Origin of the sequence: Noviherbaspirillum sp., assembly GCF_036846085.1 — a bacterium.
Lineage (GTDB): Bacteria > Pseudomonadota > Gammaproteobacteria > Burkholderiales > Burkholderiaceae_D > Noviherbaspirillum.
The window spans coordinates 1-11,747 of record NZ_DAIUCO010000172.1; the positions used below are offsets into that span (position 1 = coordinate 1).

Consider the following 11,747-nt stretch of genomic DNA (forward strand, 5'->3'; position numbering starts at 1 on the left):
CCCTCAACGAGAAAATTCTACTTCTGATCGCCTCTTTTGGCCGGGGGGATTACCCATTGATTTTTGGTTGCAGCCCATTTTGCATTAAACAGAGATTTGCCTGCGCTACTTTGATCCATCAAATGTCGTTATGAATGTTGAGCAAATGGGAAGGATGATTTCTTTGAATCCGGCAAGCCATTATTTTGTACTGCTTACTAAGTACTCCGCTACGCGAACTAATCTCATTTGAAAATTTAACTGGGGGATTTGAGCGACTAATGCGTAGAGGGCCATCAATGTCGAATCGTTCTATGACTTGTTAGTAGGAGGGAAGCATCAAAAGGATCATTTTTAAGTAATGCCGTAATTTACGATATCCAAATAATTGTTAAGGGAGAATAAATGTTCGAATTTGATTTTGGTTTTAGCGACTGGGGTTTTGGTAACTATGGTTACACCGACTATGGTTACACCGACTATGGCTATAGCGATTCTGGTTATAGTTCTTGGGATACGTACACAGATAGTGCAACAGTAAATGGTACTAGCATTAGTTACATTGAAACTCCTAGCGATTGGGGAACTTCGATATCGGGTATCTTCACCAGCGATTGGAATTCGGTAGTCGGAACCTCGGCTTATACAAATAATGGTTATGAAATCTGGGGTATGTCATATTTTGATCCGCATGGAAATTATTTAGGAAGTGTGGCCTCGTCGTTTGACGGTAGCAATAATACTTGGGCTATAACGTCGCCTGACGGTAATGTGACGACTAATAGCTTCCCTAATGGATCGACGTTTTCATTGTACAGTGACTATAGTGACTACCTTGTTTACGGTGACGGAGAGTGATGGGCGAAATGTTCAAGCGGCGTATTTTGACTTGACCTAACTGCGAAACATTCCAAAGGATGGGGTTACGCGGTCTGATACAGGTGTGACTTTTATCAAGCCAGCGCTTATGCGCCAAGTAGTAACCCCATGAATCTATAAACGGTTCTTCAAAAGTTTTGCAACTAATGAGTGTGTTCAACAAAGCCTAAGAGGCATGGCAATTGTAAAGCGGAGCGTGTGCGATTGCTTCGATGTGTTTTCTCCGACAGTTCTATCGGTTTGCCGTGTCAACGCCTTAGCCCAACACAGAATCGCGAGTCTTGGCTAGACTAGCAACAACGCGCTACTAAGCAATCGATAAGGATTTAAACAGTACTTTGAGCCTACTTCAATATGTCGAGCAACGAACACTTTTAATTTATACGCACAAATACTGAGCCCCAAAGATCGCGGAAAATTAAGAATAATCCTTTTAGATGGAACTATGCCTAGACTAAAAATGCACCTGCTATTACTTGCATTGCTACTTGTGTTACTTAAGCCGGCGATGTCTAATAATTCTTCCTGTATTGAACGGTTCATTTCACAACAAACACTTGATGTGACACAGTTGCCAGCTATTGAATACCGTCCAGGATCTGCATGGTTCAAAGCTGGCGCTACAATTTTGGAAGCGCCTTCCCACGACTATCAATACGTTCATCGGAATAGTCCCTTTGCAAATTCAACCCAGATATATTTTTTTGACTTAAAACATAGCCAAGGTTACATCCAACAGCGGGGCGGTCTTGTCGATAAAGTAAGATGGTTTGGCCCCTTTACAGTAGATAACGAATTACATGCTTGCGTAACTTCCTTACTCAAAAGCCCTTCAAACCTACAGACGAATTGAAGTCAAAAAATGAGTAAATCGATTGTTTTTTATAACTCATTTCATCAACATGGAATACCATCCTCGTGACGGCGGGGACTTAGAACGCTCTACTGTCTTTAATTGCGTAGCCAGTACATTAGAACTCTCTCTCGAATTAGTGCTGGATTAGACACTGCTGCTCTAGCCGTGTAGTGACCGACTGAAAACTTCGATATCGATACTGTTTGTGGGTTTGTCTAGTCGCGAGAATGCCGGTTGCACGCGGTGATCATGCGTTCAGCGGTCGAGTACTCTGGAAATGAGTTCCGGGCTATTGTCTACCTGACTTCGTTGTGGACTTCTCGCAAAAAGCCTTTCGAACTAGCGCGCGCTTTCCACCCGATTTCGGCCATTTCGCTTGGCCTGCAGCAGCGCGCCGTCGGCGGCTTCGGTCAGGCCGGCGGCTGTGTCGACCATCGGAAAACAGGCGATCCCGGCGCTGAAGGTCGCGTAGAGCGCGCCGCCGGGATGGGCATGCGGCAATGCCGAAAAATCCTCCCGGATGCGTTCGATCACCGACTTCGCCTGCTGGAGGTTGACCTCCGGCAGCGCGATGATGAATTCCTCTCCGCCATAACGGCCGATCAGGTCGATCGAGCGCAGCCTGCCCTTGAGCAGCCATGCCAGACCCCGGATCACCTGGTCGCCGACCGGGTGGCCATAGGTGTCGTTGATCGACTTGAAGTGGTCGATATCGATCATCGCCACCGTCAGCGCGCCGTGGGGTTCGGTCTTGGAAACCATGGCCTGCAGTCGCGATTTCGCGGCGGTGTGGTTGAACAGGCCGGTGAGGCCGTCGAGCCGGGTCGAGCGGCGGGTTTCGCGGAAGCGCTCGATCCGTGTTTTAACCACCGCCGCCAGCAGCACCGGGTTGAAGGGCTTGATGAGGAACTGGTCGCCGCCGAGGCGCAGCGCCTCGACCTGCATGCCGACATCCGATTCGCCCGACAGGTAGACGATGGGCAGCGAATTGTAGGCTGCCATCTGCCGCAGCACCCGGGTCGCTTCCACGCCGTTGAAGCGCGGCATGTACATGTCCATCAGGACGAGGTCGGGGCGGTAGGATTCGAGCGCATCGAGCAGCTTGCCGGGATCGCTGATGGCTTCGGTATCGATGTCGTGTTCGGCCAGCGTGCGCTGGATCAGCGCTACCGCCACCCGGGAATCCTCCACCACCAGCACCCGGTACTGTTCCTGCTCATGGGTCTGCACCAGGTCGAGGATGCAGTTGAGCACCATCGATGCCTGGTCCTCCGCCGGGATGGTGACGTCGATGCCGGCGCGCATGAGGGCGACGATCGGCTCGATGGCCGCCTGCACGCCGAGATAGAACAGCTGGCTCGCCGGGCAGTTCATGCGGATGGTGGCGATGCAGTCGAATTCGGCCGGTTCGGCGCTGGCGTGCGTGGGAATGAACAGCACCGCCAGCGGCTTGTCTTCCGGCAGATGCTGGCCGCCCCAATCGATCTCGAAGATCCGGAAACCGAAGAACTGCAGCTGGCGTTTCAGTGCATCGGCCATGCCGCGCTTCTCCGGCGCCGAGATCATCCATACCGAGCGCGGCTTGATCCAGTCGATGTCGGGCGTGCCGGGCCCCGGCTCATCCGCCCGCCGCTCGGTCGGCATCAGCCGGGAGTTGGCCACCGATCCGAGCAGCGTATCCATCTGGCGCTGCAGCGCGAGGATGTCCTGCTGCCTGAGGGGATGGGTGGAGATGTCGCCGAGCTTGGCCAGCGCCGCGTTTTCCAATCCTTCGCACAGCCGCACCAGTCCGGGAAGGCGCAGGCGGTTGAAGAATTCCGCCAGGGTGTTGACCGCCACGGTGAACTCAATGAACTGCTCGAAGCGGCCTTCCGCCACGTAGCGCTCCCAGCGCGTCCGCAGCACATACAGGCGGTCTTCAGTGGAGTTCGGCGGCAGCGATGTCATGGTTTGCCTTGGAAAAATGTGTTCGCATTATGGTGGATCGCCGGTCCTGCGGCAACGCGCAATCGGTATCCTGTTGCGATTCGGGTCAACACGGCGTGACGCTATACCACGTGCAGCACCGGGCGCGAGGACGGAAAAAGGAAGCGGCGCAGCATCAGCGCCGGCATGTCGTCCGCCGGGACCGGCCGGGAGATGTAATAGCCCTGTATCTCGTTGCAGGAGAGTGCCTGCAGCACGCGCAGCTGTTCTTCCGTCTCGACGCCTTCGGCGACCACCGTCATGCCGAGCACGTGCGCCATCGACAGGATCGCCATGAAGAACATGTCGCCGTCCTTGCCGTTGCAAAGCCGTCCCGTGAATTCACGGTCGATCTTCAGGACGTCCAGGTCCAGCCGCTGCAACTGCGACAGCGATGAATAGCCGGTGCCGAAATCATCCACCAGCAGCTTGATGCCCATGTGCTCCAGCGTCTCGAGCTCGCGGATGGTGTTGCCGTCCTCGCCAATCATGCAGGACTCGGTGATCTCGACTTCGAGCAGCGATGCATCGATGCCGTAGCGGTTCATGCAGGAGGCAAGCCGCTGGGCGATACGGCCATGGATCAGTTGCAGCGCCGATACGTTGACCGACACCGGCACTACCGGCAGTCCCTGCGCCCGCCATTGCGCAAGCTGGGCGCAGGCCTTCTCGATCACCATCTCGCCCAGCCGTACGATCAGGCCGGTCTGCTCGGCGATCGGTATGAATTCCTGCGGGCCGACGATGCCGCGTTCCGGATGCATCCAGCGTACCAGCGCTTCCAGGCCGCGCAGCTCGCCGCTGAAGGTGTCCACCCGGGGCTGGTAATGCAGCACGAACTCATCGCGCTCGATGGCCTTGCGCAACGCGGTTTCGCTGTTGAGCCGCTGCATCAGGCTTTCGGCGAACTCCGGCAGGAAGAAGCGGTAGGTTGCCTTGCCGGCGGCTTTCGCCGAGTACATCGCGATATCCGCATGCTTGAGCAGCGTCGGTCCGTCCTTGCCATCCTGCGGATACAGGCTGATGCCGATCGAGCCGCGCACGGTGTGGCTGTTGCCGTCGGCCAGCACGAACGGTTCGCTGAGGGTCTTGATGACGCGGTGCGCCACCGGCCGGACATCATCCGCGCCTTCGATCTGTTCCAGGATGATGGTGAATTCGTCGCCGCCCAGGCGGGCGACGTTGTCGCCGGGCCGGATGACCGATTTCAGGCGCAATGCCGCCGCCTGCAGCAACGCATCGCCGGCGGCATGTCCAAGGGTGTCGTTGATGTTCTTGAAATCGTCCAGGTCGACGAACAGCAGCGCCACCATGGTGTTGGAGGCGGTCGCTTTCTGCAGCGCCGTCGGCAGGTAATGCGTCAGCCAATGACGATTCGGCAGCGTGGTCACGCTATCGGCATTGGCCAGCTGCGACAGCGCTTCCTCATGCGCCTTGGCGTCGGAGATATCCCGCAGCGTCACCGCCAGTCCATGACCCGAACGCACCAGGCGCCGGTGCACCCATGTCGCTTCCAGCGGACTGTCGGGCGACACCATGAATTCGTCTTCATAGAAGCCGGTTTCCATCGCGCGCCGGAAAATGTTCAGCACCTCTTCGAGATAGTCGCTGGGCGGTATGAAATCCCGGAACTTGGCCCCGATCAGCAGGTTGCGGGTGGTGCCGTAGTAGGTGGCGCCGCGCTCATTGCAATCTTCAACCTGAAAGTCGACGATGTGCCGCTGTTCCCCATATAGTGCGCGCACCATGTAGAAGCCTTCGCGCGCGCTGTCCGTCGCCAGCCGGTAGGTGCTTTTTACTTCCTCCGCCTGGTGTTTTCTCCATGCCAGCCGGGATGAGAACGCCATTCCCGTGACGGCGAACAGGAACAGCAGCACGGTGCCGGCCGCGGCCATGTTGCGGTAATCGCGCGCCATCTTGTCATGGGCCGCGAAGATGTCCTGCTCCGACAGGCCCACGGAGACGACCAGCGGATAGGCCTGCAACCCGTGCCAGGCGACGATGCGTGATTTCCTGTCGAGAAAATGATCGGCCTTGTAAAGCGCCGTTCCCTGATCGGATGCGAAGGCGGGCTGCGCATGAAAAAGGCTGGCGGTGGCCGCGGCCGCATGACCCACGCGCAGGGACAGCGGCGTGCCGTCGCGGTGGTTGACCGAAAAGAAATCGCTTTTCTCCATCCGCGATTCGTCCGTGATCGACGCAATGTATTCCGGTTCCAGCGCGAGCGACACGACGCCGTCGAATTCGCCGGACGGCGTGTTGAGCCGGCGGGTGAAGCGGATGAGGGTTTTTTCCAGTCGCGGCGAAAAATCCGGCTTGACGATCAGGAGCCCCGCGTCCTGTACGGCCTTGTGCGCCTTGAACCAAGGCCGTTCGCTGTAGTCGAGCGGGAAAGCCCGTCCTGCCGTCGTGGTGACCAGCGCGCCGTTGCGGTCGAAGATGCTGACGTACAGTTTGTCCGATCGTGGATATAGGCCGTACCGGTACTGGTCGTCGAGCCGCAGGCCATGGTGGGAGGTCTCCCAATAGTACTTGATGCTGAGGGTAATCTGATCGAGTTGCTCTGCAGCCCGCGCGAGGCGCTCGGCATGCATCTTCGAGAGTGAATCCGCCCGGGCTTCGCTGTTTTTCCGGATGGCGTCTTTCGCCTGGTTCAGCCGTGCTTCGGTCACGCTCCAGAGCAGCCCGGAAAAAGCAACCGCGGCCAGGGGCCATGCGAAGATCGGATTGATGACGCGGCCCAGTAGCGGAAGCCGATACCCTTCCCTGGAAATGGTGTGTGCAGACTGCCTGGTCATCTCGTCATCTGTATTGAAACATTGGGCGAACCGGCGATAGCCGCTTGAAAATGAGCCGGCGGACAATGCCGGCGGGTGAAGGTCGGAAAAGGTTACCACAGTGAAACTGCGATTTTCGAAAAGCCGGATGAAATTGCGGCGCGTGCAACGTGATTGTTGTTTAGTTATCTCGTATCAAAGCGCTGAACGTCTGTTTCGCTGCAGTGCCGCATTTTTATATTTTTCACAAGACGAATTAAATTGCGTGAACAGGGCTATGCTGTGGGTCAGGCCGCAGGACTTGCGGCTTATATCATTAGGAGACTGGCATGAACGTGGCACAACCCTTACCCAAGACCATCCCAGGCAAGACGTGGGCGACCATGGACGGCGGTGCGAAAGCGGTATTTCTCATGAAGGTGTCGCTGATGCTGGTCAGTTTCGGCTACATCTTCGGCGGCGCTCTCGTTGACGGCATGGTCTATGAAAAACTGCCCGACGTCGGCAAATGATCCTCTGCGGCGAATCTAAAAAGACCAGCAATCAGGCTGGTTTTTTTTCGCCTGGGGCAGTTGCAGTGATCTGCACAGACCGGTTCGCCAACAGTCCGGTGATGGACCCGGCCATGCAATACGTCGCTGCAATTTCCGATGCAGCGCCGTACCTCTCGCAAGGCTTATCCAACCAACCTTAAAACCGTTTCGTTCTGAATTCGTGGCTGACCACGATCCTGGTCGTGGCGATCAGGGTGCTCAGCCCGAGGATCAACTGCGTCAGCGTATGGCCGGGAAGGATCCAGATCCGGGACGGCGGCTGATCTGTCCCGGTCGCGGCCGCGACCAGCGGCGAAACCCACTCGGCCTCCGGCGTGACATCAAGCAGGATGCTCCCTTCCTGATCGGTATGCAGGTAGATCTCGCCGCCATGAACCAGGCGGAAACAGATGCCGTAGCCGCGCGCATTCGGTTTCGTCATCGCGCGCTGCAGGTCGCGGTTATAGCTGTCGATCCACGCTTCGACGTCGTAGGTATTGTTAAGGACAATCCACGGACGTTCGGTGGGCTGGTCCTGGGGAAGGTCGTCTGATTCGTGCATGCCGGCAGCATTCAAATGGGTGAAGCGCTGATTTTACTTGCCCGCGCCGGAAAGCTGTCGGCCGTGGAGGGTTCAGCCGCCCAGCCGGCGCAAGGCGTCGGCGGTCGCGGTGTCGGCAGGGAAGAATGTCTCCAGCGCAAGTTCCGATAGCGTGACGTCGATCGGCGTGCCGAACACCGTCGTGGTACTGATGAAGGACAGCACACCGGCGTCGGTGACCAGCTGGAACGGCACCACCACGCCGGCATAGTCTGCCCCGGCAGCCTGCGGTTTGCCCCATGCGCCATCCGGCGCCGGGTAAGCGGCGAGTTCGTCCAGCAAGTTCACCAGCACCGGATCGGCGCTGATATCGATCTGCCGGCGCAGCCGCTCGAACAGATGAGCGCGCCATTCGTTGTAATTGCCGATGCGCGGCGCCAGCCCTTGCGGGTGAAGGCTCAGGCGCAGCACATTCACCGGCGGCTGCAGGAGCGCTGCATCGATGCCTGCCAGCAAGGGCGCCACCGCACCGTTGGCGGCCACCATGTTCCAGTGCCGGTCGAGGGCCAGCGCCGGGTAGGGCTCATGCCCCTTCAGTACCAGTTCCATCGCCTTGCGCGCCGCATCCAGCGCCGGATCGTCGAGCCCGCGCTGCGGAAAGACCGGCGCATAGCCGGCAGCCACCAGCAGCGCATTGCGTTCCCGCAGCGGTATCTGCAGCTGCTCGGCGAGATGCAGCACCATCTCGCGGCTCGGCACCGAGCGGCCGGTTTCCATGAAACTCAAATGGCGGGTGGAGATATCGGCTTCGCATGCCAGGTCGAGCTGGCTCAGGCGGCGGCGCTGGCGCCATTCGCGCAATACGTCTCCAACGGGGCGGGATGTTGTGTTCATGCGGCGATCATAGCGCAACAGAAAACCGTACCCCATTACCTCCGACGTAATCGACTTGCCCGCGCCGATGGACAACCATGGAGTCACTCATCCACCACAGGATCATCACAGGAGCGGACCATGGAACATCTCAGCACACTGATCGACCGGTACATGCAGATCTGGAATGAAACCGATGCCGCGAAACGGCGCGGGCTCATTGCGCGGACTCTCGGCGAAAGCGCCAGCTATCTCGACCCGCTTACCCATGCCTACGGGCATGAATGCATCGATGCCATGGTGGCTGGCGTACAGCAGCGTTTTCCCGGACATCGCTTCGAGCGGATCGGCGACATCGACTGCCTGCAGGACCGGCTGCGTTTTCGCTGGAGGATGTCGCCGCAGAAAACCGATGCAACAGGCGCCATGCGCGTCGAAGGCACCGACTTCGCCATCGTCGCCGACGGGCTGCTGCAGAGCATCACCGGATTCCACGATCCCGCACCGGCGCAGCCCACACCGGCAGCGGCCAGGCCGCGCGGCTGGTCGGTGCAGAGCTTCGCCGCCTTCTGGAACAAGCCCGATCCGGCGGTGGTGCCCCGTGCGCTGACGCCGGACGTGGCTGGCTACTGGCCCGGCAATCCGGAGCCGGTGCGCGGCATTCCCGACTACACCCGGCGGATCGCCGACCTCGTCGCGGCGATGCCGGACTTCCGCCTCGAAGTCGCCGAGCATGCGGTCAACGGCGATTGCGTCTTCATCCACTGGATCGCGCGCGGCACCCATGAAGGGCGCGCCATTGAATTCAATGGCGTCGATCGCGTGCGCATGCGGGACGGGCTGGTGGCGGAGAACCGCATCTTTTGCGATCACCCGCTGATCCATGCGCTTGCGCAGGGACGGTTGCAGCCGCATGCCGCTCCGACAACAGCCTGACCGCGCCGATTTATTTGTTGTACCTACTTCACTCACCCACTCAAGGAGCTTGCCATGTCACTCTTCGAACATCCTTCCTTCCTGCGCCGTGTCCTGCTTGCCGACGCCGCCGCCAGCACCGCCACCGGCGCCCTGATGCTCTTCGGCGCATCGATGCTGGAACCCCTGCTGGGCCTGCCGGTATCGCTGATGCAGATTGCCGGCGCGAGCCTGCTGCCGTTCGCCGCACTGGTCGCCTTCATCGCCACGCGCGAACGCATCTCGGGCCGTGCGGTATGGCTGGTCATCATCGTCAATGCGGTATGGACGGTCGACAGCATCGCGCTGCTGCTGACAGGCTGGGTGCAGCCGACCCTGCTCGGCAATGCCTTCGTGATCGGACAGGCACTGGCGGTCGGCGTGCTGGCGGAACTGCAGTATTTCGGTTTGCGCCGCGCCCGGATGGCGACGGCCTGAGCGTATCAAACAAGCCCTAGTCAAAAACCGGCGCAATCGCCACCGGCGCGCTTTGCGTCACGACCTGCCCCTTTTCCGGCCATTCGGAGAAGCGGTAGGTCGCCGTTCGTAACAGGGGAGCGGCGTCATCGGGAAATGCGCTGCCTTCCACCATCGCGATTTCCTTTTGCACCTGGTCCGCGCTGCGAAACCGCACCGGCGACTCCGCCGTGCCCTGTGCATAGGAAAAGCGGACGCCGACGCATTTCCGGTCCTGCATCGATGCCCTGCCGATATAGCGCAGATAGTTGAGCGCCTGCTCGCATGCCGCCTGCAGGTCCGCCGTTTCGTAGATGCCGTCGGCGCGCGGAACGATCGAGATTCTCGGCTGCATCGTGTACGACTCGGCCTTGCGGTTCAGCACCAGCCGCGCATTGTCGTCATAGGCGGATTTCAGCAGCGGGAACGTCGCCCGGCCGACGGCGTCCAGCGCCATGTTCAGCCGGGTCGACGGACCGGCGAGCGTGAGCCGCACGCCTTCCATCGACACGCTTTTGTCCTTCGGCGCCACCTGGTAGTGCTGCTGTATGAGGTGCTTCGGCTTGCCGTATTTATCGAACCGTATCATCTGCCGGTAGGCGTCGCGATAGCTTACCCAATCACCATCCTGCGCTGCCGCTTCGCCGACGCCCGGCGGCGGCGCCGGTCCTGCCGCGAGCGCAGGCAACGCGGCAAGCATCGTCGCGTAGAGCGTGGCGGAAAGCAGCAGGCGCAGATTGTTCACGGTAAGTGATCCGATCGGTCAGAATCGATAGACCAGTCCGGTACGGACGGTGGCGTTGTTGCGGCGGTCGGTCAGCGGGCTGTCCGCGGCCGGCCCCATCAGGCGGTTCAGCGACAGCTGCGATGTCAGCAGCCAGAGATTGCTCAACTCCCAGTTCCAGTTGACCGTGAACTGGATGTCACGGATGCCGCCCGAGGGCCGGTAGGTGACCGCGTCCTGCGCCGTGCCGGGCGCGGCAACCACGCCGAAGTAGTCCTGCGTATAGCGGCGGTTGGCCCAGGTAGCGCCCGCCGATAGCGTGACTGCATGATGTGGCGCCACCTGAATGAACTTTTGTATGCCGGCATTCAGCAGCAGGCCGTTGTGGTGGTTGCCCGCACCGTACAGCACGCTGCTCGTCAGGCGCAGGCTTTCATCGAAATAATGATTCAGAAATGCACCGCCCTGCAGCGTGGAGTCGATATCCGTAAAACGCGGCGCCTGCTGCGCGTCGGTGCCGGGCGCGGCCATCCCGACGCCGCCGATGCCGGAAAGCTTCTGCGCGCCGGACGCGTTGCGTCCCGGTTCGATGGCCAGCAGCGGACCGAACTCCAGCGTCGGACTGGCCGACAGGTGCATGCCGGCGCTCAGCCCGGACACGAAAATGCCGTTGCTCCATTGCACCTGCACCAAGGCGACCGGATCGGTCTCCTGGCGGTCGGAGCCCTTGTAGCGCGGCGCGGACACGATGCCGATGCCGGCATACATATCCCTGCTGCCGTCCGGCATAAGACGGGCCGTGGGCGTTTGTGCAAGGGCGAGGCTGGAGGTGCCGAGCAGGGCAAGGAGAAACAGGTTTTTCATGGCCGGTAGACGATAGGGAGGAGACGTGCAGCGCTTCGGGCTTCATCACGCCGGGCGGCGAAGCACATGCGCTGCGTATTGTATTGGTTTCCTCCTGGCATGTGCTCGAAAGCCGCTTCCATGGTGTCGTCAAAACCGGCTGCAGGACGGAAGATCCGCCATCAGCCCCGTATTCAGCCCTGTATTCAGGCCCACAGTCAGCCTCGAATTCCCAGTACCGGGACCACCATCATCGGTTGCGCCGGCCGGCGTGTGCCGTCATTCCCGTTACCCTTGCTCCCGCCATCCTTGCCCATATGCCCCGCTGCAATCGCAAGCAGCAGGACGGCCGTGAGCAGGATCCATC

At 59.5% G+C, this 11,747-nt stretch carries 11 protein-coding genes; 5 read left to right on the forward strand and 6 right to left on the reverse strand.

What is annotated here, in order from left to right; translation table 11 throughout:
* Window positions 1-384: 384 nt before the first annotated feature.
* Window positions 385-837 (forward strand): hypothetical protein, encoded by a 453-nt coding sequence (locus V7080_RS17885; protein ID WP_334189750.1) that lies wholly within the window; start codon window positions 385-387, stop codon window positions 835-837.
* A gap of 481 nt (window positions 838-1,318) precedes the next feature.
* Entirely contained in the window at window positions 1,319-1,711 is a 393-nt protein-coding gene (locus V7080_RS17890) for a hypothetical protein (protein WP_334189751.1), read from the forward strand.
* A gap of 342 nt (window positions 1,712-2,053) precedes the next feature.
* Here V7080_RS17890 and V7080_RS17895 read toward each other — a convergent pair whose 3' ends face one another.
* Complete coding sequence (locus V7080_RS17895) at window positions 2,054-3,661, reverse strand: GGDEF domain-containing response regulator (protein ID WP_334189752.1); 1,608 nt, start codon at window positions 3,659-3,661, stop codon at window positions 2,054-2,056.
* A gap of 101 nt (window positions 3,662-3,762) precedes the next feature.
* A complete protein-coding gene (locus tag V7080_RS17900; RefSeq protein WP_334189753.1) occupies window positions 3,763-6,477 on the reverse strand; it encodes a bifunctional diguanylate cyclase/phosphodiesterase in 2,715 nt (904 codons plus the stop codon).
* A 308-nt stretch (window positions 6,478-6,785) separates the two neighbouring features.
* On the opposite strand from V7080_RS17900, the gene V7080_RS17905 reads away from it, so the two are divergent.
* Complete coding sequence (locus tag V7080_RS17905) at window positions 6,786-6,968, forward strand: hypothetical protein (protein WP_334189754.1); 183 nt, start codon at window positions 6,786-6,788, stop codon at window positions 6,966-6,968.
* Window positions 6,969-7,146: 178 nt separating this feature from the next.
* Here the strand turns inward: V7080_RS17905 and V7080_RS17910 are convergent, their stop codons facing one another.
* Together V7080_RS17910 and V7080_RS17915 are read right to left on the reverse strand one after the other, a co-directional pair.
* Window positions 7,147-7,551: a hypothetical protein gene (locus V7080_RS17910; RefSeq protein WP_334189755.1), complete on the reverse strand. Its 405-nt coding sequence runs from the start codon at window positions 7,549-7,551 to the stop codon at window positions 7,147-7,149.
* A 72-nt stretch (window positions 7,552-7,623) separates the two neighbouring features.
* Window positions 7,624-8,424, reverse strand: coding sequence for a helix-turn-helix domain-containing protein (locus V7080_RS17915; protein WP_334189756.1), 801 nt, complete (start codon window positions 8,422-8,424; stop codon window positions 7,624-7,626).
* 120 nt (window positions 8,425-8,544) lie between these two features.
* Here V7080_RS17915 and V7080_RS25435 point away from each other — a divergent pair, with 120 nt between their 5' ends.
* Entirely contained in the window at window positions 8,545-9,339 is a 795-nt protein-coding gene (locus tag V7080_RS25435) for a nuclear transport factor 2 family protein (RefSeq protein ID WP_442947250.1), read from the forward strand.
* Window positions 9,340-9,393: 54 nt separating this feature from the next.
* Window positions 9,394-9,795, forward strand: a complete 402-nt coding sequence (locus tag V7080_RS17930; RefSeq protein ID WP_334189757.1) for a hypothetical protein — start codon at window positions 9,394-9,396, stop codon at window positions 9,793-9,795.
* A gap of 16 nt (window positions 9,796-9,811) precedes the next feature.
* On the opposite strand, the gene V7080_RS17935 is transcribed toward V7080_RS17930, so the two are convergent.
* Complete coding sequence (locus V7080_RS17935; RefSeq protein ID WP_334189758.1) at window positions 9,812-10,558, reverse strand: hypothetical protein; 747 nt, start codon at window positions 10,556-10,558, stop codon at window positions 9,812-9,814.
* Window positions 10,559-10,576: 18 nt separating this feature from the next.
* Window positions 10,577-11,401, reverse strand: a complete 825-nt coding sequence (locus V7080_RS17940) for a MipA/OmpV family protein (protein WP_334189759.1) — start codon at window positions 11,399-11,401, stop codon at window positions 10,577-10,579.
* Window positions 11,402-11,747: the final 346 nt, after the last annotated feature.